Genomic DNA, 20,759 nt, shown 5'->3' with positions numbered 1-20,759 from the left:
AACAGATACTTGGGGCATTCCGCTTCACTGAGCCACGGTCAGTCGCACGGACTGGACGTTGAGCGGTGTCGGGGCGGAGAGCGCCAGGAAGTTGGGACGCTTGGGATCGGCGGTCAGGGAGTCGCCCGGCAGGCTGAGACGGATCTCGTTGATGCCCGCCTTGGCCAGCTTGACCGTGGTGGTGAAATCATGACCCAGCGCCACCTTGAGCAGGGCGCCAGCCTGGGGGCTGTTGATCCTGGCCTGGATGGTGAGCTGCTCCGGCTGGGCCTGCTGCTTGGGCAGCACGAAATAGAGACCGCCCTGACCGCTCAGCTCGGTGCCTTGCTCGCTGGGCTTCTTGGCCCAGCCTTCGCTTGAGAGGAAGCGGCTCGGCTTGGTCAGGTTGAGTTCGTTGCCGGGCTGGTAGGTCATGCTGGAGTTGTGCTCCCAGAAACGGGTCTTGCCTTCCAGGTAATAGAGCTTGTAAGCCAGGCTCACGTTGGGGTGAGCGGCCAGATAGAGGGTATAAAGGTAGAAACCGCTCAGTGCCAGGATGGCAGCCAGAAAACCGAACTTTTTGTAGGTCATATTACTCACTCGACGCCCGACAGATTGATAGGCAGATTTCGCGCATATGCTAATCCAATTGCAAAAAAAGCATAGTGGATCACAAAAATATATTTGCTCACATATTAACCCTCAATCACCCTGCTTACCAAGGGGCTTTGGGGTCGTTTGCTTCCTCTTCTTGATTGTGGCTTTTTCGGCGCCAACCTGTCTGCCGCCACCTGGGGCGCATCAGGCAAACGGCTGATATTGTGCTTTGTTGTGGCAGGATCTGTCGCCATTTCACCCGGGCAGAATTAAGATGGCCTGTCCCGTCGTCAAGGATGACCCATGAGACTCTTCTCTCTCTCTGTGCTCTGCTGTCTGCCCCTCCAACCGTTGTGGGCGCAATCGTTCTGCTCCTCCCCCCTTCGCGTCGGTTTCGATGACTGGCCCCCATACCACTATTACCAGCAAGAGGGAGCACGTCGGGAACTGCGTGGATTTGCGGTCGACTACCTCAATGCCGTGTCGAATCGGCTGGGGTGTCGTCTGGTCTATGTGGAGCGTCCCTGGAAGCGGGGGTTGCACGATCTTGAGCGGGGTCGGCTGGACATCGTGATGGAGGCGTATTTTGCTGATGAGAGGGCGCGTTATGCCTGGTTCTCCATCCCCTACAACCCGGGCCGGACATCGCTCTGGGTACGCAAATCCGGTACCGGTGAGGAGTTGGATCTGGCGAGCTGGCTGGCCCACGGTCATCGCCTCGGTGTGACCAGGGACTACTATTACGGCCCGGAAATCACCAAGGTTCTGCAGCGATACCGCAACCAGGTGAGCGAGGTCAACGATGTGCAAAACTATCGCAAGCTGTTGCTTGGGCGGATAGACGGTTTTCTCGGGGATAGTCTGGCCACGCCCTGGGGTCTGAAGAGAGAGGGGCTGTTGGATGCGGTCGTCCCCCACACCATGGCGATCCATGAGACGCCCACCTTTTTCATGTTGAGCAAGAAAACCCTGTCCGGGGAATTCGTAGAGCGGTTCAACGAGGCGATAGTGGCCGTCGGCGACAGCGGGGAGCAGGAACTCATCTGGCGTCGTTACACCTCCGTCCGCTAGCAAAGTCGCTGGCATTCACGCATCATGGGGACCTGACCGTCGCGCCTGACAGGCCGAAATGAACTGATTTGAGGCAAGCGTGGTAAGAAACATGGGTAAGAAGTATTGGTTGGCATTGGCGAATCTCATCTGGCTGGGCTGCTGGCCGGCCAGCATGGTTCATGCCAGCACGGAACAGGCGGTAGTGGCCAGTCCCAGCATCCAGCATGACTGGTATCAGAACGAGGTGGCCGAGCAGGCTCGTCATGAGCTTGAACAGCAGTTGCAGGAAGCGGTGCTGGCCCAGCTGCATCCGGATTTCTACCGCCTCTGGCAGCAGTTGCAAAAGACCCCGGCGGATCGGCGCGGTGCCCTCTATGATGAGGCCTTTGGCAAGCTGGCCCGGTTCCAGCAGGCTTGGCGAGGGATGGATCTGGTCGCGCGCGAACAGATGCAGACCCTCAAGCTGAATCTGAACCGCCCCCTGGCCCATGCCCCCCAGGGAGACAATCTGCTGGAGCAGGTCAGGCAACTCAGGCCACAGGTGGCGGAATACGACGCCGTGCGCGAAGAAGTGCGCAAGCTGCTGGCCATGCCCATGGCCAAGCACTGGCCCACCCTCTCCATGCCAACCCTGCGGGCCGGGGAGAGCTCGACCGAGCTCGGCCAGATCCGCTCCATCCTGAACGAACTGGGGGACAGTGCCCCGACTCACCAGGACAGCCTCTACGATCCCGAGACCGAACAGGCCATCAAGCAGTTCCAGCGCCGCCACGGTCTGACGGCCGACGGCATCATCGGCCGTCAGACCCGCAGCTGGCTCAATACCGGCCCCGAGGTGCGCGCCAGCCTGCTGGTTCGCAACCTGTGGCGCCGTGATCTGGTGGATCACCTTGCCGGTCGCTATGTGCTGGTCAACATTCCGGACTACCGCCTGAGCGTGGTGGAGTCGGGCAACGAGGTCTTCACCAGCCGGGTCATCGTCGGCAAGGAGCAGCGGGCCACCCCCATCCTCGCCAGCGAGATCCGCTCCATCGTGCTGAACCCGGCCTGGCACGTGCCGCGCTCCATCCTGAGCAAGGACATTCTGCCCAAGCTCGGGCGCGATCCTGCCTACCTGGATCGCGAACAGTTCGAGGTGATCGACGGCGAGGGCAATCCGGTGCAGTTCAGCGAAGATGGCTGGCACCATGCGCTGGCCTCCGGTTTCCCTTACCGGTTGCGGCAAAAGCCGGGGGATCACAATGCCCTGGGTCGCTACAAGTTCTATCTGCCCAACAACGATGCCATCTATCTCCACTCCACCCCGCGCAAGGCGCTGTTCGAGCAGGGGGCCCGTGCCTTCAGCTCGGGTTGCATCCGGGTGGAACACGCCGACGATCTGGCGGAGCTGCTGCTGGCGGACTCCCGCTATCAGCCGGACAAGGTGGCCAGCATCCTGAAAGAGACCCAGACCAAGTGGCTGCCCCTGAGCAACCCTATCCCGGTGTTTACCGTCTACTGGAGCAGCTGGATTGATGAAGAGGGACGTCAGCAACTGCGCAACGATATCTACGGATTCGACAGAGTCAGCTATCAAAGCCGCTTGCTGTGATCCTCGCCACAGAGTGAAAAGCCCGGCCCGTGCCGGGCTTTTTCATGGGTGAATGGGGTTTGACAGCGCTTTTTCTGGCAGGTAGTTTCGGCCCTTGTATCAAATTCATTCACCTGTGTGACTTCACCATGAGATGGACGGACAATGGATGCTGGGACAAGAGATAAGCCGACGCCGTCTGCTGCTGGGGGCGGGTTGCCTGATGGGGACCAGCCTGCTGTCGTTCCCTGCGCTGGCGAGCCGCAGCACTTCGGGACGGGAACTGAGTTTCTTCAACCTCAATACCGGCGAGCGGGTACGCGCCAGTTATTGGGAAGATGGCCACTATCTGAGCGACGGGTTGGCGGAGCTCAACCATATTTTCCGTGACTACCGTCGCAACGAAGTGTTCAACATCGACAGAAAGCTGTTCGATCAGCTCTTTCTGCTGCAACACAAGCTGGGACGCCACGGCGAAATCCAGCTCATCTCGGGTTATCGCTCCCCGGCCACCAATCAGCAGAAGCGGCGCAAGAGTCGCGGCGTCGCCAAGCACAGCTACCACACCCTGGGGCAGGCGGTTGACGTGCGCATCCCCGGCGTGCAGCTGGCGCACCTGCGCAAGGCCGCCCTGAACCTCAAGGTGGGCGGTGTGGGTTATTACCCTTCCGACAACTTCGTGCACTTGGACACAGGCCCCGTTCGCAGCTGGTGAGTCGGGATTTCCTCAAGGGTTGAGTGCCGATTGTGTCTTTTTGCTGCTGGCATTGAGGGGGACCAAGCTGCTAGGCTCTGGACTCCAGCCAGAGGAGAGAAAGATGAAGCAGATTGTGATCGGGGGGCTCATCGCCCTGTTGTTGACTGGTTGCGGCAAGCTCAATCGCGAGAGCTACGACAAGCTGAAAGTCGGGATGAGCTATGCCGAAGCGAGTGCCATCCTCGGCAAGGCCGAGCGTTGCGACGATGCTCTCGGCACCACGAGCTGTGTCTGGGGAGGGGAAGGTAAGAACATCAAGGTGCGTTTCATCGCCGACAAGGCGACCTTCTTCAGCTCGGAAGGGATCAACTGACCCTTTCCTCTCTTGCCGATGCCCAACAAAAAAGCGCCGTATGGCGCTTTTTTGTTGCTCGTTATCCGTGCGATATGGCCAGGAACTGGCGCGATCAATGGGTGGCGTACTGATAGTTGAAGGTGGGCAGTCCCCACTTGAAGCGTACCGCCAGGAGCCGCAGCACGAAGCCGATGCCGATGGCACCGAAAGCGGCCCAGTCGTTGGGCAGCCCATGGTGCAGCGCAAAGCAGTAGAGCGCGGCGGTGATCAGCGAGACGGCAGCATAGAGCTCGCGCTTGAACACCAGCGGGATACGCTGGCACAGCAAGTCCCGCAGTACCCCCCCGAACACGCCGGTCACCACGGCCATGATGCAGGCGATGCCGGCCCCGTGGCCCATCTCGAGCGCCCGGGCAGCCCCGAAGATGGAGAAGACCACGAGCCCCAGGGCATCGAGCGCCAGGAACAGCTTGCCAAGGTAGCGCATCAGCGGGGCCGAGATGACCCCAGCCATGGCGGCGCCCGCCACCAGCAGCACGTATTCGGGGTGCTCGACCCAGAGCAGGGGATAGTGGCCCAGCAGCACATCCCGAATGGTACCGCCACCGATGGCCGTCGCCGAGGCGATGATCACGACGCCAAACAGATCCATCCGTCGCCGACCCGCTGCCAGCGCGCCAGTCATCCCTTCGGCCACCAGGCCGAGCAAGAAGAGTGCATGTAACATGAGATATCCCAGGGTGCGAGAAAGGCCCGCATCCTAACAACCCTGCGCTGGGGCGACAAGCTATCTTGGTTATGCATTAGATTAAGTAATGAAAAGGGGGCTTTCGCCCCCTCTTTTGATCATGATGACGCGGTTCAGCGTCCAAGCTGCTCGCTGCGGTATTGGTCCACCCACATGGCGGTGGCGCCACAGATGGCCACCGGCATCACGAAGAGATTCACCACCGGGATGGCGGAGAAGAGGGTCACCAGGGCGCCGAAGCTCAGGCACTTGCCGCGCCGCTGCTTGAGGGCGTCGCGCATGGTGATGAAGCCGATCTTGTGGTTGTCGAACGGATAATCCACATACTGGATCGCCATCATCCAGGCGCTGAGCAGGAACCAGAGTACGGGTGCCAGGGTCTGGCCCACTACCGGGATCAGGAAGAGGATCAGGCAGCCGATGGCCTTGGGCAGATAGTATTTCAGCTTGGTCCATTCGCGGCCGAAGGTACGGGGTACATCTTTCACCACATCCAGCATGCCGGTGTCATTCATGGCTTCACCGGTGAGGATCTGTTCCACCTTCTCTGCCAGCAGGCCGTTGAAAGGGGCAGCTACCCAGTTGGCCACCGAGCTGAAGATGAAGGAGAAGACCACCAGTATGGTGATGAGGGCGATGGGCCAGAGCAGGTAATCAAGCCAGGAGAGCCAGCTCGGGATCTGCTGGTGCAGCCAGGCGAACAGGCCGTCCAGTTGTAGCAACAGGGCGTAGAAGGCACCGGCAAAGAGCACGAAGTTGACCAGCAGGGGGATCAGCACGAAGGTGCGGATGCCAGGCTGGCGGATGAGCGAGAAGCCGCGCAGGAAGTAGTCTGCACCGCTGACCGAATCTTTGACCATGTGGGGTGATTGGCTCATGTGAGCTCCATCAGTGAATGGGGAAAGTGCCAGCATATTACAAACAAGCCTTTGATTTGGTAAAGTCGCCTGCCCGCCTCCTCTTTATTTCGTTACCCACATAGGCCGCCATGCGTCTGAAATTGATCAAACTCGCCGGTTTCAAGTCGTTTGTCGAGCCGACCCGCATCGAGCTCAACGCCGACATGACCGCCGTGGTGGGCCCCAATGGCTGCGGCAAATCCAACGTCATCGACGCCGTTCGCTGGGTGCTGGGGGAGAGCTCCGCCCGCCATCTGCGTGGCGAAAACATGACCGACGTCATTTTCAACGGCTCCGTCAACCGCAGCGCCCACGGCCGCGCCTCGGTGGAGCTGGTGTTCGACAATCCCCACAACCGGGTGCCCGGCGAGTTCGGCCGCTTTACCGAGATCTCGGTGCGCCGCGAAGTGCTGCGCGATGGCTCCAACCACTACCAGATCAACGGCCAGAAGTGCCGCCGCAAGGACGTGACCGACCTCTTTCTCGGCACCGGCCTTGGGCCACGCAGTTACGCCATCATCGAACAGGGCACCGTCAGCCGGCTGGTGGAGTCCCGCCCCGCCGATCTCAAGCTGTTCATGGAAGAGGCCGCCGGGGTCTCCCGCTACAAGGAGCGGCGCCGGGAGACCGAGCAGCGCATCCGCCATACCCAGGAGAACCTGGAACGCCTTGGCGACATCCGCGGCGAACTGGGCTCGCGCCTCGAACATCTCAAGGCCCAGGCCGAAACCGCCGAGCGCTACAAGCAGCTCAAGAGTCGCAGTCGCGCGGCCCGCAGCGAACTGATCGGCTCGGAACTGTGGGCGCTGGAGACGCGTCTTGGCGAGGCCAAGACCGAACTGGCCCAGACTGAACAGGCGCTGGCGGCCCTCGATGCCAAGCGCACTGCAGACGAAGGGCGCCACGTCACCCTGTCGGTGGCCCGCCAGGAGGCGCAGGCCGAGCAGGCGAGCCGCCAGCAACAGATTTTTCTCGGCGGGCAAGCCATCGCCCGCCTCGAGCAGCAGCAATTGCACCAGAACGAACTCGGTCGTGACTGGCAGGCGAGGCGGCAGGCCCTCGGCGAGCGTATCGACGGTCTCAAGGCCCAGCTGGCCGGCCAGCTGGAACAGCTGAGCGACAGCACGTTGCAGGGGGAGGTGGCGTCGGCCCGCCTCGAGCAGTGTGAGCAGTTGCTTACCGACCAGCAGAGCGTGCGTGCGGTAGCGGGCGATCGGCTCGAGCAGGCGCGCCAGCGTCAGCAGCAGTGGCAGCAGCAGCTGGGCCAGTTGCAGGGGCGGCTCAACCAGACCCGCGCCGAGGTGAACGGTCTGCAGGAGCTGCAGGCCAAGACCCGGCTGGCCCGCCTCAAGCTGGAAGACGAACAGGCCGGGCCCCTTGGCGGGGAGGGGGAGAACCTGCAACCGGCCCTCGATGCGCTGGCGGCGGAGCTTTCGCTCTCCCGCGCCCGCCATGAGGAAGCCGATGCGGCGTGGCAGGCCGGTGTGTCGCGCCATGAAGCCCTCAAGGCAGAGCAGGGTCGCCAGCAGGGCCTGCTGCGCGAGCTGGAGGCACGCCTCGCCACCCTGGATCAGATCCTGGGGGAGCAGATGGCGGGCGCGACCCTGGCGGATCGGTTGCAGGTTCCCCCCGAGTGGGCCCGGGGGCTGGACAAGGTGCTCGGCCGCTGGCTCACCGCAATCCCGGCGGACGAGTGCAACCTGGCGCAACCCGGACTCTGGATTGGCCCGGCCCAGCCAGCCAGGGCCGGTACCCTGGCGGCGCAACTGGGGGGCGAGCACATTCCGGCTTTCCTCAACGCCATCTGGCTGGCAGAGAGCAGGGAAGAGGCGCTGTCCCGCTTGCACAGCCTCTCTGCCGGTGAGTCGCTGCTCACTCCCGCCGGCGACTGGTTCGGCCCCAACTGGGCGGATCTGGGGGAGGGCATGGCCCTGGGTACGCTGGCGTTGCTCGGTGAGCGTGAACGGCTGCACACCGAGCTGGCCGCGGGTCGGGAGGCGCTGCACAGACTCGACGAGCAGCTTGTCGCCGCCGATGCAGCGCGGGCCCAGCAGCATGGAGCGCATGAGCTGGCTCAGCGTACCCTGCGCGAGCAGGAGCTGCGGTGGCAGCAACTGCGCGAAGCCTGGAGTCTGCGCGAGGGGCAGCGTCAGGAGCGCTTGCAGCGCCTGGGCCAGCTGGGGGAAGAGCTAACCTGGCTCGACAAGGAGCAGGCTGAGGAGGCGCAGCGGCTCGCGTCGGCCGGGGAGCGGCTTGAGCAGGATGAAGCGGCCCTTGGCGAGCTGCAGGAGCAGGGGGAGGTACTCGCCGAGGCGCTGCTGCTTGCCCAGGAGCAGGTGAGTGGGGCGGAGCGGGCGCTGGAAGAGGCGCGCCTTCGCCGGGAGCAGCAGCAGGCGGCCTGCCAGCGGTTGCAACTGGAGCAGCAGAACCAGCGCCAGCTCATCACGCTGCGCGAGCAGGAGCTGGCCCGTCTCGGCCTGGAGCTGGCGGAACTCAAGGAGCCAGGGGCCGCTCCGAGTCAGGATCTGTCGCCCCTGCTGGTCGAACAGCGCAATCTTGAGGCGCAGCAACTGGCCTGTCACCAGCGGCTCGCAGAGCTGGATCGTCAGCTGACCGAGCTGGAGCAGGCCAGAAGCGCCGATCACAAGCAGCTGGTGAAAATTCAGGAGAAGCTGGCGACCCTGCGGCTCGAGCGCGAGCGCAACCTGACGCGCAGGCAGGGACTGCACGAGCAGTTCGAAGAGCTGGGCGTGCGCCTGGTGGACCTCGATCAGGCTGTGCTGATTGCCGCTGATCGCGGCAAGCTGCGCCAGGAGATCCAGACGCTGGAGACGCAGGTGGAGGCGCTTGGCGCCATCAACCTGGCGGCACTGGAGGAGTATGAGGAGGCGAAAACCCGCGCAAGCTACCTGGAAAATCAGTGCCAGGATCTGGAGCAGGCCCTCGACACCTTGAGCCAAGCCATTAAAAGAATTGATAAAGAAACACAAATACGCTTCCGCGACACTTTCGATAAGGTCAATGAAGATTTAAAATCCCTGTTCCCAAAAGTGTTCGGGGGGGGCAGTGCCTGGCTTGAGCTGACCTCGGATGATCTTTTGGAGGCCGGAGTGAGCATCATGGCAAGACCTCCGGGCAAGAAGAATGCTACCATTGCCCTGCTTTCCGGGGGGGAGAAGGCGCTAACCGCCCTTGCGCTGGTTTTTGCCATCTTCAGACTCAATCCAGCACCATTTTGTCTGCTGGATGAGGTGGATGCACCGCTCGATGAAGTGAACGTCGGTCGCTTCTGTTCTCTTGTCAAAGAGATGTCGAGCACAGTACAGTTCGTTTACATCAGTCATAATAAGGTCTCCATGGAGATGGCCGAGCAGCTGGTTGGCGTCACGATGCAAGAGCCCGGGGTTTCGCGCATAGTGTCGGTCGATATCGGTGAAGCCGTCGCTTTGGCTGAGCAAAACTAGAAAGAGAAGCAGCTAATGCAGGAATTGCGTTACATCTTGGTTGCCCTGGGCGGTATTGCCATCGCGGCATTGCTCATTCACGGGTTGTGGAGCAACAGAAAGAATCGTCAGGCACCGATCAAGGAGAAACCCCTGGGTCGGATGGAGTCCAAGTCCCGTGAGCGTGACAACGACGCCTTCGACAGCGATGGCATCGGTCAGGTGCGTGTGGTTAGCGGTGGCCGTCGTGCCGAGCCCAAACTGCGCAGCGACGAGGCCCGTCAGCCCGAACCCCGCCGTGTCGCCCCCGTTCCCGCCTTCGATGATGAAGATGACGACGCCGATCTGCCGCCTCCCGTGGTGCGCAAGCCTGCCGCTCGCCCTGTCCCCCCTCAGCCTGTGTATGAGGAAGAAGAGGACTATGAAGAGCCGGTTGCCGCCCCTGTTGAAGAGGCCCCTGCCGCGCCGGTGCGCAAACCTGCCCAGGTGATCCGCCGTACCCCGGTACACCGTTCCCGTCCGCAGCGCGAGCCCATGATGCAGCCGCTGGACGAAGAGCCGCTGGTGGAGCCGGCCTATGCTCAGGCGCCGACCTTCGGTGCACGCGAGCCGGCACCGGTTGCCCAGCAGGCTCCCCGCTACGCCCAGCCGGCTTATGAAGAGCCCGCTTACGATGACGAGCCAGCCTATGAAGAGCCTGTTCACGCAGCCGAGCCAGAACCCGCTCCGGCCCCGGTCGAGAAGATCTGGCAGGATGTCTATGTCATCAACCTGATGGCCCGTCCCGGCCACGATCTGCAAGGGGCGACCCTGCTCTCTTCCCTGCTGGCGCTGGGCTTCAAGTTTGGCGAGATGGACATCTTCCACCGTCACGAAGATCTGGGCGGCAAGGGGGAAGTGCTCTTCTCCATGATCAACATGGTCAAGCCGGGTACCTTCAACCCCTATCGCATGGAGCAGTTCAGCACCCCGGGTGTGTCCCTCTTCATGCAACTGCCCCTTCGCAGCAATGCCGCCTTCGCCTTCGAGCACATGTTGCAGGCTGCGGATCAGCTGGCGAGCGATCTCGATGCCATGCTGACCGACGCCTCGCGCAGTCCCCTCAGCGACGACGACATCGCCCGCTACCGTCACGAGCTGGCGGCCTACGAGGCCAGCCGCGACTGATGCGCCATGGGGCTTGAACAATGAAAAGTGCGGTACCCCGGTGCCGCATTTTTGTTTCTGCCCCAGACTGAATGTTCCATCACACTTCGAGACTTTTTCATGAGCGATATCCTCTCCCGCCACCGTCAACTGTGTGAGCTGCTGACCGAGTACGGCCATCAGTACTATGTGCTGGACAACCCCACGGTGCCGGACGCCGAATACGATCGCCTGATGCGCGAGCTGATTGCGCTGGAGGCCGAGCATCCCGAGCTGAAAACCCCGGCCTCGCCGAGCGTGCGGGTGGGAGGCCAGCCGCTGACCGCCTTCAAGCAGGTACGCCACGAGATCCCTATGCTGAGTCTGGACAACGTCTTCAGCAGCGAGGAGTTGCAGGCGTTCGAGCAACGCATGAGTGATCGCCTCAAGCGGGAGGTGACTTTCACCTTCTGTTGCGAACCCAAGCTCGACGGTCTGGCGGTGAGCCTGCTCTACGTGGATGGCCAGCTGGTACAGGCCGCCACTCGCGGGGACGGCACCACAGGGGAGGAGATCACCGAGAACGTGCGCACCATCAAGGCCATTCCCCTGACCCTGCGCGGCCAGGGGTGGCCTGCGCGGCTGGAGGTGCGTGGGGAGGTCTTCATGCCCAAGGCGGGGTTCGAGGCGATGAACCGCGATGCGCTGGCGGCGGGGGAGAAGGTGTTCGTCAACCCGCGCAACGCCGCTGCCGGCAGCCTGCGCCAGCTCGATTCACGCATCACCGCCAGCCGCCCCCTCAGCTTCTATGCCTACGGCGTGGGAGTCGGTGGCGACGAGCTGGGGGATTCCCACTTCGGTCGCCTCAATCAGCTCAAGGCCTGGGGTCTGCCGCTCAGCCCGGAAGTGAAGCTGAAAGAGGGTGCCGCCGGCTGCCAGGCGTTTCACGACGACATTCTGGCGCGCCGTGGGGATCTCCCCTACGAGATCGACGGCGTGGTCTACAAGGTGGATGACATCGCCCTGCAAGGGGAGCTCGGTTTCGTGGCCCGCGCGCCGCGCTGGGCCACTGCCCACAAGTTCCCGGCAGAAGAGGAGATGACGGCGCTTGAGAACGTCGAGTTCCAGGTGGGCCGCACCGGTGCCATCACCCCGGTAGCCAAGCTCAAGCCGGTGTTTGTCGGCGGCGTCACCGTTTCCAACGCTACCCTGCACAATGCGGACGAGATCGCGCGCCTTGGCGTCATGATCGGCGACACCGTGATCGTGCGCCGGGCCGGGGACGTGATCCCCCAGGTCGTGGCTGTGGTGGAGGCGCAGCGCCCGGCGGATGCCCGCGAGATCCTCTTCCCGACCGAGTGCCCGGTGTGCGGCTCGGCGGTGGAGCGGCTGGAAGGGGAGGCCGTGGCCCGCTGTTCCGGCGGTCTCTTCTGCGAGGCCCAGCGGGCGGCCGCCATCAAGCACTTCGCGGCGCGTCGCGCCATGGATGTGGATGGCCTTGGCGACAAGATAGTGGAGCAACTGGTGGACAAGGGGCTGGTGAAGACCCCGGCGGACCTGTTCAGCCTCAACGCCATCCAGCTGGCCGGTCTCGAGCGGATGGGGCAAAAATCGGCCCTCAACCTGGTGGCCGCCATCGATGCCGCCCGCAGCACCACCCTGCCCCGCTTCCTGTTTGCCCTGGGGATCCGCGAAGTAGGGGAGGCGACCGCCTTGAACCTCGCCAACCACTTCCTCACTCTGGATGCCCTGCGCGCCGCCTCGGTGGAGCAGTTGCTGGAAGTGGCCGACGTGGGAGACATAGTGGCCAAGCACGTCTACTACTTCCTGCGCCAGCCCCACAACATCGAGGTGCTCGACGCCCTGCTGGCCGCCGGCATCCACTGGCCGGTCATCGAGAAGAAAGAAGCAAGTGATCAACCTTTTGCCGGCAAGACCTTCGTGCTGACTGGCACCCTCACCGCCTTGTCCCGCAACGACGCCAAAGCGGCGCTGCAGGCCCTGGGGGCCAAGGTGGCGGGCTCGGTGTCGGCCAAGACCGACGTGCTGGTAGCGGGGGAGGCGGCAGGTTCCAAGCTGGCCAAGGCCCAGGAGCTGGGGATCACCATCTGGACCGAAGCCGAGTTGCAGGCGGCCATTCAGCCCTGAGGATGCACGTTTGAGCAGACAAACCCGGCCCACTGGCCGGGTTTGTCGTTGGTGGGCTCACTCGACGTAGCTCACCTTGTCCTGCCAGGCATCGGGAGCCGTCAGGTGCCAGCGTGCCAGTTCGCTCTTGCTGAACAGATATTCCCCGCGGGATGCGGCGCGGGGGGAGAGGGCGCCGGGCGCCGTGCCCGAGAGGATGGCATTGGCCAGTTCGGCGGCTCTCTCTCCCTGACTGTGGCCGTCGAGCACCAGGCCGCCGATGGCGGCTCCCCTGCCCACCGCAAAGGCCCAGAAGCAGAACAGTGGCACCGGGCTGTTGGCGCTGGTCCATGCCAGCACTTGCTGCTCGCTCACATGCTGGCCCTGCGCGTCGGTGAGAGTGTGGTAGAGGCCGAGGAAGAGCGCCTGATAGCCATTTTCCCGGCTGGCGAGCACTGCCTCCTGCCAGCGTCCGTAGTCGGTGAACTGGCGGCTGCTGACCCGGGTCTGGCCGATCGTCAGCTCGCCTCGCCCCTTGAACTCGTGGGCGACGGCGGTGCGGGACACCTCGCTTTCGTCAAACAGCACCAGGGCGCGCTCCAGTCCTCCCATCAACTGACTCATCTCGCTGATGCTGCGCTTGAGCAGGGGGCGTTCCAGTACGCCGGTGATCAGGGGGTGGCCGACCAGCCCCTTGGGGCGCGGATTCTCGTTCATCCCGAGAAATACCACGGGCGTTCCCCGGGCGGCGATGGGTCGGGCGAGGGCGTTGATGGCGTTGTCATCCCCCAGGATCACCAGCGCCGGCTGGTGGGTCCGGTAGGCGGCCATTCCCTTGGCGAGCAGTTCGTCACGGGTCTGGCCGGGCTGGCGCTTGGTGTCCAGATAGAGATAGCCGAGGTGATGCGCCTGCTCGAGGTGTTTCTCGAGGCCGGCACTGTAGCTTTGATCCCACTGGTTGCTCTGGTGATAGCTGCTGATCACCAGGATCTCGGCGGCCAGCAGCGGGAGGGAGAGGAGGGAGAGCAGGAGCAAGACCTTGGTCACGTGTGTTTTCCGCAAGGGACAGACTGTTCCCCAGTATGTGCTCTCCCGCTCTCCGGCGCCTCGGTCAATTGTTGTCGGAAGGCGTGCCCCTCTCTTTTTATCCCTTGCCGGGCGGGAGCCCGCATCCCGTCTGGGGTGAGCAAAAAGAGCTCCTTTTGGCGCTGGTCGTGAACTGCCCCACTCCTTCCAAAACCTGTTCTGGATCAAGAAACAGGGTACCGCTTTGGTGCCTAATAGACCCCACATATAGGGGTAAGCATAAAAAAAACACCCATATATAGTGTCATAAAGCTGTGCATAAGTGGTCGCCCTCTCAGTGTCAGCCCAGGTGTTTCAAGCCTTGGCTGACCTTGTTTGCGCCGGGGACGGGCGTGGAGAAGGGGACTCAACGAGGGTGAGCCGAGGGTGGCCACCAGGTCTTTCAATACGGGGAAAATCGATGAAACCGGTAGTGATCAAACGCGATGGATGTCGTGCACCATTCAATGGCCAACTGATCCGCGATGCGGTCAGCCGAGCGGCGGCAGCGGTCAATCAGGCCAGTCCGGCGCTGGCAGAGCGCATTGCCGCCGCTGTCAGCCAGGAGCTGGAGGGGCGAGGGGAGGTAGACATCCACGAGATCCAGAACCGGGTCGAGAACCACCTGATGGCCTCCGACGACAAGGCCATCGCCCGTGCCTACATCGAATACCGTCACGACCGGGATCAGGCCCGCGAGGCCCGGGGTCGCCTGGCCCAGGAGATCCGCGGCCTGGTGGAGCAGACCAACGCGGCCCTGCTCAACGAGAACGCCAACAAGGACTCCAAGGTGATCCCGACCCAGCGTGACCTGCTGGCGGGCATCGTCGCCAAGCATTACGCCATCAGTCACATGCTGCCCCGTGATGTGGTGCAGGCCCACGAGAGCGGCGACCTGCACTTCCACGATCTCGACTACTCCCCCTTCTTCCCCATGTTCAACTGCATGCTGATCGATCTGCAGGGGATGCTGACCCACGGCTTCAAGATGGGCAACGCGGAGATAGACACCCCAAAATCCATCAGCACCGCCACCGCGGTGACCGCCCAGATCATCGCCCAGGTGGCGAGCCATATCTATGGCGGCACCACCATCAACCGCATCGACGAAGTGCTGGCACCCTATGTGACCATCAGCTGGCACAAGCACCGGGAGGTGGCCGAGGAGTGGGGGATCAGGGACGTGGATACCTATGCCATGGCCCGCACCGAGAAGGAGTGCCACGACGCCTTCCAGTCCCTCGAATATGAGGTCAATACCCTGCACACCGCCAACGGTCAGACGCCGTTCGTCACCTTCGGCTTTGGCCTGGGGGACAGTTGGGAATCGCGCCTCATCCAGCGCGCCATCCTAGGCAACCGCATCGCCGGCCTTGGCAAGAACAGGAAGACCGCCGTCTTCCCGAAACTGGTGTTCGCCATCAAGGATGGCCTGAACCACAAGCAGGGGGATCCCAACTACGACATCAAGCAGCTGGCGCTGGAATGCGCCTCCAAGCGGATGTACCCGGACATCCTCAACCACGACCAGGTGGTCAAGGTCACCGGCTCCTTCAAGACCCCCATGGGGTGCCGCTCCTTCCTCGGTGCCTTTGAAGAGAATGGCGAGCTGGTCCACGAAGGGCGCAACAACTTGGGGGTTGTGAGCCTCAACCTGCCGCGCATTGCCCTGAAATCCCGCGATGAAGCGGACTTCTGGGACAAGCTGGACGCCGCCCTGCGGGTGGCCAAGACAGCGCTCATGTACCGCATCAAGCGCCTGGACGGGGTCAAGGCCCGGGTCGCCCCCATCCTCTACATGGAGGGGGCCTGCGGGGTGCGCCTCAAGGCCGATGACAACATCAGCGAGATCTTCAAACATGGCCGCGCCTCCATTTCGCTGGGTTACATCGGGGTACACGAGACCATCAACGCCCTCTATGGCACCGACGTCCATCTGTTCGACAGCGAGACCCTGCGCCAGAAGGCCATCGCCATCATCGCGCGGCTCAAGGCGGCCACCGACGAGTGGAAGGAGGAGACCGGCTACGGCTTCAGCCTCTACTCCACCCCGAGCGAGAACCTCTGCACCCGTTTCTGCCGCATCGATGCCAAGGAGTTTGGCGTGGTAGCCGGGGTGACCGACAAGGGCTACTACACCAACAGTTTCCACCTGGACGTGGAGAAGCAGGTGAACCCCTACGACAAGCTGGACTTCGAGGCGCCCTATCCGCCCATCGCCAGCGGCGGCTTCATCTGCTACGGCGAGTACCCCAACATCCAGCACAACCTGGAGGCGCTGGAGAACGTCTGGGACTACAGCTATGACAAGGTGCCCTACTACGGCACCAACACCCCCATCGACGAGTGCTACGACTGCGGTTTCACCGGCGAGTTCGAGTGCACCTCCAAGGGCTTCACCTGCCCGCGCTGCGGTAACCATGACCCGGCCAAGGTGTCGGTGACCCGCCGGGTGTGCGGCTATCTCGGCAGCCCGGATGCGCGCCCCTTCAACGCGGGCAAGCAGGAAGAGGTGAAGCGCCGGGTCAAGCATATGTAAGCGGGCAGACCCCACCCCAGTCCTCCCCTTGGCAGGGGAGGGGGCAAAGAAGCTCCTCCCCCTTTCGAAGGGGGAGGTTGGGAGGGGGTTGGCCGTGAACCCAGAGAACTCGAATGCACTATCACCAGTACTACCCGGTCGATGTGATCAACGGCCCAGGCACCCGCGCCACCCTGTTCGTGTCGGGTTGCGAGCACCAGTGTCCCGGCTGCTACAACCAGAGCACCTGGCGGCTCGATGGGGGCAAGCCGTTCGATGAGGCGATGAGCGATCGCATCATTCACGATCTCAACGACAGCCGCATCAAGCGGCGCGGACTGTCGCTCTCCGGCGGCGATCCGCTCCATCCCGCCAACGTGCCGCATGTGCTGGCGCTGGTGAAGCGGGTGCGAACCGAGTGCCCCGGCAAGGACATCTGGTGCTGGACCGGTTATCTGCTGGCAAATCTCAGCCCGGCCCAGCGGGAGCTGGTGGCCTTGCTGGACGTGCTGGTGGATGGCAGGTTCGAGAAGGCCCTGGCGGATCCCGGTCTGCTCTGGCGCGGCAGCCGCAATCAGATGGTTCACGACCTCAACGCCTGGCGGAAAGGAGGAGAGCGGATCCCCTGTCTGGTTTGCAGTTGAGGCCTTGGGTGTTTATGGTTAGGCCAACCCCAAGCGCTGTTTACACGAGGAATCCCGATGAACAATCTGCTCAAGATCCTGCTGGCCATCTTTCTCCCCCCGGTCTGCGCCTTTATCCAGGTAGGCTTCAGCCTCCATTTCCTCATCAACATAGTGCTGACCCTGCTGGGCGGTCTGCCCGGCATGGTTCATGCCCTCTGGCTGGTGGTCAGCGACAAGCGCGCCTGAGCCGTGAGAGATCACAAGGCCAGCCCTCCGGGGTTGGCTTTTTTTTGCCTGCCAGATGGGGGCTTCCCGGATGAGCCCCTTTGCCTGACACTGGCGCGTCGCTCATGGAATCGAGCGATACAACGAAGAGGGAATGTCAGTGCGTGTGAAAGGGTTGTTTCTGTGGGCCGCCCTGGCCCTGCTCGGGGGCTGTGCCAGCCCCACCGCCAAGCTGAATCAGCCTCCGGTGGATGTCACCTGGGAAACGCTGCCCGAATACTGGGTGTTGGTGGGGGATGCCATCACTTTTAACCCGGTCGGGGGGCTGCCGGCGAAGAGGCCGGTCAAGGGGTATGTGACCCTTCGCTACCTCATCGATTCCAATGGCACGCTGTTCAGCCCAGAGGTACTGGAGTCCCAGCCCCCCGGCGTGCTGGATCTCATCGCCATCTCCGGGCTGGCGCAGCTGCGCTACCGGCCATCGGAGCAGAATCAGCAAGCCATTCCGGCTCGGGTTGTGGCCCGATTCGAAGTGGAAGTGAAATGACAAACACCCCGGCCAGGCCGGGGTGTTTCGTGTGGGCTGTGTTCCATGACGGTGCGGATCACTGCTCCTTGCAGTCGTTGTAGCGGCTCTGCCACTCCCCGGCGTCATCACGCATCTCGACGAACCCCTCCTTGCCCTTGTTCCACCAGACCACCTCGTGATCGTCGGTATAGCGTGCACCGGAGGCGGAAACCGCCTGGGGCAGGGTGTAATCCTTGCCATCGGGGAGGGAGAGCTTGACGAAGTTCAGGCTCTCGTCCGAGAGGGAGAAGTAGCGAACCTGCACTTTCTGGTTCTGTTCACACAGATAGGTGACGGGATCGCCGCCGGTCACTCCCAGCTTGCCGCTGCCCAGATCGCAGCCGCCGAGCAGGGTGATGGCGCCCGCCCCCAGTAGAAAGAGCTTGGCGTGTTTCATGTTTGATCCTCACAACGGTGTCATATGGCCTTGAGCCTAACAGGATGAGGCACAACTGCAACCTCGTGGCGAGAACCCTGCGTCGGGATGCGTCCGTCTCCCTCCGGTCCGTGGGGCAGGCAAAAAAACGCCCCGGCAGGCAAGCGGGGCGAAAGGGAGCCATCCAATGGCTGCAGAAAAGGGTCAGTGGCCGAACCGTGTCGCCTCGAAGCGATTGAGCAGCCGGTGGATGAGGTAGCAGGCGAGCAGGGTGACCACGATGGCAAAGAGGATGCTGCTCACCCGATAGAGGGCGCTGAACACCAGGTCGTTGCCCGGGGTCAGGTACTGGCCGAACAGGATGCCGAGGGTGGTGAGGGCACCGAAACCGACTCCGGAGCCGCTCGCCTCCTTCACATGGGCATAGCTGAACAGCATGGCGCCGAGCCAGAGCACCGGGGTCACCAGCAGCAGCAAGCCGGACCAGTCATAGAGCACCAGCTGCCCCAGGATGCCGAAACTCACCCCCAGCAGGGTGCCCATGGCCCGCTTGCGGGCATAGTCCAGGGCGCCGTTCCAGTGCATGGGGAAGAGCAGCAGCAGGGTGGTGGCCTGGGCGGACATGGAGTCGCGCAGATCGAAGATCTGGAACACCAGGAACGAGAGGGTCGCGATGGACGCCCCCAGCAGGGCTTCGTGGCGCATCCGGTGCGGCGCCTTGGGGGAGGGGGCCGGCCTGGGGCGCTCCTCCACGTCCGGAATGAGGGCCGTCATCAGATAGGCGATGAGCACCGACAGGACGCTGGCCCAGAGGTTGCTGAAGATGAGGTCGTTCAGATCAATCCCGGGGTAGCTGGCAAAGTGCAGCATGATGCTGAGGCTGAGCACCCCGTTGGCACCGAACAGGAACAGGCTGCCCCGGGACATGGCGGCGAAACGGTAGAGGAAGAGCAAAAAGACCAGGGGGGTCATGAGCCCCGGGTGGCCGCCAAACAGGCCGCCGAGCAGCCCCACTTCCAGACCGCACATGGCGGCGGAGGCGATGAGCTGGCGGGCGGCGTGACCGTTCATCACCGGCACCAGGCCGAGCAGCAGCACCGGGGTGACGGTGAAGAAGACCCCGTTGCTCCAGCCGAAGATCTTGCACAGCACAAACCCCAGGGTGCAGCCAAAGGCGATGCGCAGACACTGGCGCAGTTCGTTGGGGGTGAGGGGTCTGTGCCACAGGTTCATGGTCGTCATCTCAATAGATGTAGTGCAGCAGGCTGAGCAGACGGATCTGGCCGCGGGCCAGCAGCCCGGTCAGGGTGTTGTCCGGCAGCAGCTGCACCGTGGCGCGGGCCCCGGCCGGCAGGTGGGCGGGCAGTTGCTCCAGGGTCAGGTGCAGGCGCAGGCGCTGGGCATCCCGCACCCAGCGATCGGACTCGACGGGGTTCGCAAGCTGGCCGTTGGCGTCAAACTGGCCGGCACTGACCCCGGCATCCAGGCTGGCGACGCGGGCCGGATAGAGACGACCGGGCTCGCCGTCGAAGGCGACGAGGGCCTGACTGCCGGCGCTGACGTGGCGCAGGCTCTTCTCGCGAAAATCGGCGATCACGTCCACCTGCTCGGAGACCAGGGCCAGCAGGGGGGAGCCCGCATTGGCCACGCTGCCAGGCTTGAGCTGCAGGTTGGTGATGATGCCGTCCTGGCTCGCATGAACCCGGCTGTAGGCGAGGTTGAGCTCGGCCTGGGCGAGGCGGTTGCGGGCCTGGCGCAGCAGCAGGTTGTCTTCCCCTGGCAAGCCGCGGTTGACGCGGGCCTGCTCTACCCGGGCCTGGCTGCCGAGCAGGTTGGCACGGGCGGTGCGGGCGGCGCTGTCGGCGTCATCTTTCTGCTGTTCAGAGACCATGTGACGGCGGTAAAGGGCGTCGATGCGCGCCGCTTCCCGCTGTTTCTGGTCGGCCTGGGTGCGCAGCGAGCTGTACTCCGCCTCATAGGCGGTCAGGGTCGCGTCCAGCTGGCGGTTCTGCTGCCTGGCCTGATCCAGGGCGAGCCTGGCCTGATCCACGGCGAGCTGGAAGGGTTCCGGGTCGAGGGCGAACAGCAGATCCCCCTGCTTGACGTGCTGGTTGTTGGCGACGGCGACTTCGACCACCTTGCCGCTGACCTGGGGGGCCATCCGGGTGACGACCCGGGTGGCCATGGCCTGGGGGGTCAGGGGCATCTTGATGTCGGCCAGCAGAAAGTAGCCAAACACCAGGACGAAGCAGACGATGGCCCACTTTATCCAGCGCTTGAATTGTTGATCCGGTGTCATCTTATTCTCTCTCTTCATGCTGTGCGGCTATCTTGCCAAGGGCATTGGCGGAGATGCGGTGCACAATGTCTTCAAACTGGGCCAGCTCCTGCTGGCTGATGCCGGTGAGCAGCTCCCGGCGCACGGCGATGATGCGGCCCTCGATCTGATCGAGCAGCGCCTTGCCCGCCGGGGTCAGGGTGACGATGCGGGCCCGCTTGTCCTGGCTGCAGCAGTGGCGCTCGATCAGCCCCTGCTCCTCGAGCTGACCCAGGGTCCGCATCAGGGAGGGGAGCTCTATCTCCAGGGCCTCGGCCAGGGTCTTCTGGCTGAGGTGGCCGCCGAGGCGGCTGAGTTTCCACAGGGCGGTCCAGCGGGGATGGGTGAGCCCCAGAGGTGCCAGCTCGAGATCGGCCACGGTGCGCCAGAGCCGGTGCAATCGCCCCAGTTGCTCGGCGAGGGAGAGTTCTCGCAACATCTCCAGATCCTTTTTCATGACGGGCACCTCAA

The 20,759-nt window shown here is 63.2% G+C and carries 19 protein-coding genes; 11 read left to right on the top strand and 8 right to left on the bottom strand.

The features are described from left to right. Nucleotides 1-24 precede the first annotated feature (24 nt). Nucleotides 25-570, bottom strand: coding sequence for a hypothetical protein (locus AB5Y93_RS18520; RefSeq protein WP_010673441.1), 546 nt, complete (start codon nt 568-570; stop codon nt 25-27). A gap of 309 nt (nt 571-879) precedes the next feature. On the opposite strand from AB5Y93_RS18520, the gene AB5Y93_RS18515 reads away from it, so the two are divergent. The 4 genes from AB5Y93_RS18515 (at nt 880) to AB5Y93_RS18500 (ending at nt 4,269) form a co-directional block, all read left to right on the top strand. Next, the gene (locus AB5Y93_RS18515) at nt 880-1,647 is read left to right on the top strand and encodes a substrate-binding periplasmic protein (protein WP_368230042.1); all 768 of its coding nucleotides are present in this window, start codon (nt 880-882) and stop codon (nt 1,645-1,647) included. A gap of 91 nt (nt 1,648-1,738) precedes the next feature. Further along, nucleotides 1,739-3,220, top strand: coding sequence for a murein L,D-transpeptidase (locus tag AB5Y93_RS18510; RefSeq protein WP_368230040.1), 1,482 nt, complete (start codon nt 1,739-1,741; stop codon nt 3,218-3,220). 148 nt (nt 3,221-3,368) lie between these two features. Continuing rightward, nucleotides 3,369-3,914, top strand: coding sequence for a DUF882 domain-containing protein (locus AB5Y93_RS18505; RefSeq protein WP_039039271.1), 546 nt, complete (start codon nt 3,369-3,371; stop codon nt 3,912-3,914). 103 nt (nt 3,915-4,017) lie between these two features. Continuing rightward, nucleotides 4,018-4,269, top strand: coding sequence for a hypothetical protein (locus AB5Y93_RS18500; RefSeq protein ID WP_010673445.1), 252 nt, complete (start codon nt 4,018-4,020; stop codon nt 4,267-4,269). A gap of 94 nt (nt 4,270-4,363) precedes the next feature. Here AB5Y93_RS18500 and AB5Y93_RS18495 read toward each other — a convergent pair whose 3' ends face one another. Together AB5Y93_RS18495 and cysZ are read right to left on the bottom strand one after the other, a co-directional pair. Continuing rightward, the gene (locus tag AB5Y93_RS18495; RefSeq protein ID WP_010673446.1) at nt 4,364-4,978 is read right to left on the bottom strand and encodes a trimeric intracellular cation channel family protein; all 615 of its coding nucleotides are present in this window, start codon (nt 4,976-4,978) and stop codon (nt 4,364-4,366) included. 134 nt (nt 4,979-5,112) lie between these two features. Further along, nucleotides 5,113-5,877, bottom strand: a complete 765-nt coding sequence (gene cysZ, locus AB5Y93_RS18490; protein WP_368230039.1) for a sulfate transporter CysZ — start codon at nt 5,875-5,877, stop codon at nt 5,113-5,115. A 110-nt stretch (nt 5,878-5,987) separates the two neighbouring features. Here cysZ and AB5Y93_RS18485 point away from each other — a divergent pair, with 110 nt between their 5' ends. The 3 genes from AB5Y93_RS18485 (at nt 5,988) to ligA (ending at nt 12,614) form a co-directional block, all read left to right on the top strand. Further along, the gene (locus tag AB5Y93_RS18485) at nt 5,988-9,362 is read left to right on the top strand and encodes an AAA family ATPase (protein WP_368230037.1); all 3,375 of its coding nucleotides are present in this window, start codon (nt 5,988-5,990) and stop codon (nt 9,360-9,362) included. Between the two features lie 15 nt (nt 9,363-9,377). Further along, entirely contained in the window at nt 9,378-10,508 is a 1,131-nt protein-coding gene (gene zipA, locus AB5Y93_RS18480) for a cell division protein ZipA (protein ID WP_042864248.1), read from the top strand. 99 nt (nt 10,509-10,607) lie between these two features. Continuing rightward, the gene (gene ligA, locus AB5Y93_RS18475) at nt 10,608-12,614 is read left to right on the top strand and encodes an NAD-dependent DNA ligase LigA (protein WP_368230035.1); all 2,007 of its coding nucleotides are present in this window, start codon (nt 10,608-10,610) and stop codon (nt 12,612-12,614) included. A gap of 57 nt (nt 12,615-12,671) precedes the next feature. Here the strand turns inward: ligA and AB5Y93_RS18470 are convergent, their stop codons facing one another. Continuing rightward, on the bottom strand, nt 12,672-13,640 hold the full coding sequence (locus tag AB5Y93_RS18470; protein ID WP_368230033.1) for an ABC transporter substrate-binding protein: 969 nt from the start codon (nt 13,638-13,640) through the stop codon (nt 12,672-12,674). A gap of 439 nt (nt 13,641-14,079) precedes the next feature. Here AB5Y93_RS18470 and nrdD point away from each other — a divergent pair, with 439 nt between their 5' ends. The 4 genes from nrdD (at nt 14,080) to AB5Y93_RS18450 (ending at nt 17,574) form a co-directional block, all read left to right on the top strand. Then, nucleotides 14,080-16,197 carry an anaerobic ribonucleoside-triphosphate reductase gene (gene nrdD / locus AB5Y93_RS18465; protein WP_368230031.1) on the top strand — a complete coding sequence of 706 codons (2,118 nt, stop codon included), beginning with the start codon at nt 14,080-14,082 and terminating at the stop codon, nt 16,195-16,197. Between the two features lie 113 nt (nt 16,198-16,310). Next, a complete protein-coding gene (nrdG, locus tag AB5Y93_RS18460; RefSeq protein WP_182935980.1) occupies nt 16,311-16,820 on the top strand; it encodes an anaerobic ribonucleoside-triphosphate reductase-activating protein in 510 nt (169 codons plus the stop codon). 57 nt (nt 16,821-16,877) lie between these two features. Beyond that, nucleotides 16,878-17,048 (top strand): YqaE/Pmp3 family membrane protein, encoded by a 171-nt coding sequence (locus tag AB5Y93_RS18455; RefSeq protein WP_010673454.1) that lies wholly within the window; start codon nt 16,878-16,880, stop codon nt 17,046-17,048. 133 nt (nt 17,049-17,181) lie between these two features. Then, a complete protein-coding gene (locus tag AB5Y93_RS18450; RefSeq protein WP_319883969.1) occupies nt 17,182-17,574 on the top strand; it encodes an energy transducer TonB in 393 nt (130 codons plus the stop codon). 58 nt (nt 17,575-17,632) lie between these two features. Here AB5Y93_RS18450 and AB5Y93_RS18445 read toward each other — a convergent pair whose 3' ends face one another. The 4 genes from AB5Y93_RS18445 to slyA all read right to left on the bottom strand — a co-directional run bounded on the left by AB5Y93_RS18445 (nt 17,633) and on the right by slyA (nt 20,745). Then, nucleotides 17,633-17,992, bottom strand: coding sequence for an MliC family protein (locus AB5Y93_RS18445; protein ID WP_010673456.1), 360 nt, complete (start codon nt 17,990-17,992; stop codon nt 17,633-17,635). A 183-nt stretch (nt 17,993-18,175) separates the two neighbouring features. Further along, nucleotides 18,176-19,204 carry a DUF2955 domain-containing protein gene (locus AB5Y93_RS18440; protein WP_010673457.1) on the bottom strand — a complete coding sequence of 343 codons (1,029 nt, stop codon included), beginning with the start codon at nt 19,202-19,204 and terminating at the stop codon, nt 18,176-18,178. Between the two features lie 10 nt (nt 19,205-19,214). Beyond that, nucleotides 19,215-20,270 carry an HlyD family secretion protein gene (locus tag AB5Y93_RS18435; RefSeq protein ID WP_010673458.1) on the bottom strand — a complete coding sequence of 352 codons (1,056 nt, stop codon included), beginning with the start codon at nt 20,268-20,270 and terminating at the stop codon, nt 19,215-19,217. 1 nt (nt 20,271) lies between these two features. After that, nucleotides 20,272-20,745: a transcriptional regulator SlyA gene (gene slyA, locus AB5Y93_RS18430; protein ID WP_010673459.1), complete on the bottom strand. Its 474-nt coding sequence runs from the start codon at nt 20,743-20,745 to the stop codon at nt 20,272-20,274. Nucleotides 20,746-20,759 lie beyond the last annotated feature (14 nt).

It is taken from the genome of Aeromonas sp. R10-1 (genome assembly GCF_040908465.1).
Classification (GTDB): Bacteria; Pseudomonadota; Gammaproteobacteria; order Enterobacterales; family Aeromonadaceae; genus Aeromonas; species Aeromonas caviae.
This window is presented reverse-complemented; position numbering and strand designations above follow the sequence as displayed.

What these genes read in the sequence shown, in the direction of transcription:
- AB5Y93_RS18520 (WP_010673441.1), bottom strand. Translation starts at nt 570, where the DNA reads ATGACCTACAAAAAGTTCGGTTTTCTGGCTGCCATCCTGGCACTGAGC.
- AB5Y93_RS18515 (WP_368230042.1), top strand. Translation starts at nt 880, where the DNA reads ATGAGACTCTTCTCTCTCTCTGTGCTCTGCTGTCTGCCCCTCCAACCG.
- AB5Y93_RS18510 (WP_368230040.1), top strand. Translation starts at nt 1,739, where the DNA reads ATGGGTAAGAAGTATTGGTTGGCATTGGCGAATCTCATCTGGCTGGGC.
- AB5Y93_RS18505 (WP_039039271.1), top strand. Translation starts at nt 3,369, where the DNA reads ATGCTGGGACAAGAGATAAGCCGACGCCGTCTGCTGCTGGGGGCGGGT.
- AB5Y93_RS18500 (WP_010673445.1), top strand. Translation starts at nt 4,018, where the DNA reads ATGAAGCAGATTGTGATCGGGGGGCTCATCGCCCTGTTGTTGACTGGT.
- AB5Y93_RS18495 (WP_010673446.1), bottom strand. Translation starts at nt 4,978, where the DNA reads ATGTTACATGCACTCTTCTTGCTCGGCCTGGTGGCCGAAGGGATGACT.
- cysZ (WP_368230039.1), bottom strand. Translation starts at nt 5,877, where the DNA reads ATGAGCCAATCACCCCACATGGTCAAAGATTCGGTCAGCGGTGCAGAC.
- AB5Y93_RS18485 (WP_368230037.1), top strand. Translation starts at nt 5,988, where the DNA reads ATGCGTCTGAAATTGATCAAACTCGCCGGTTTCAAGTCGTTTGTCGAG.
- zipA (WP_042864248.1), top strand. Translation starts at nt 9,378, where the DNA reads ATGCAGGAATTGCGTTACATCTTGGTTGCCCTGGGCGGTATTGCCATC.
- ligA (WP_368230035.1), top strand. Translation starts at nt 10,608, where the DNA reads ATGAGCGATATCCTCTCCCGCCACCGTCAACTGTGTGAGCTGCTGACC.
- nrdD (WP_368230031.1), top strand. Translation starts at nt 14,080, where the DNA reads ATGAAACCGGTAGTGATCAAACGCGATGGATGTCGTGCACCATTCAAT.
- nrdG (WP_182935980.1), top strand. Translation starts at nt 16,311, where the DNA reads ATGCACTATCACCAGTACTACCCGGTCGATGTGATCAACGGCCCAGGC.
- AB5Y93_RS18455 (WP_010673454.1), top strand. Translation starts at nt 16,878, where the DNA reads ATGAACAATCTGCTCAAGATCCTGCTGGCCATCTTTCTCCCCCCGGTC.
- AB5Y93_RS18450 (WP_319883969.1), top strand. Translation starts at nt 17,182, where the DNA reads ATGTCAGTGCGTGTGAAAGGGTTGTTTCTGTGGGCCGCCCTGGCCCTG.
- AB5Y93_RS18445 (WP_010673456.1), bottom strand. Translation starts at nt 17,992, where the DNA reads ATGAAACACGCCAAGCTCTTTCTACTGGGGGCGGGCGCCATCACCCTG.
- AB5Y93_RS18440 (WP_010673457.1), bottom strand. Translation starts at nt 19,204, where the DNA reads ATGAACCTGTGGCACAGACCCCTCACCCCCAACGAACTGCGCCAGTGT.
- AB5Y93_RS18435 (WP_010673458.1), bottom strand. Translation starts at nt 20,270, where the DNA reads ATGACACCGGATCAACAATTCAAGCGCTGGATAAAGTGGGCCATCGTC.
- slyA (WP_010673459.1), bottom strand. Translation starts at nt 20,745, where the DNA reads ATGAAAAAGGATCTGGAGATGTTGCGAGAACTCTCCCTCGCCGAGCAA.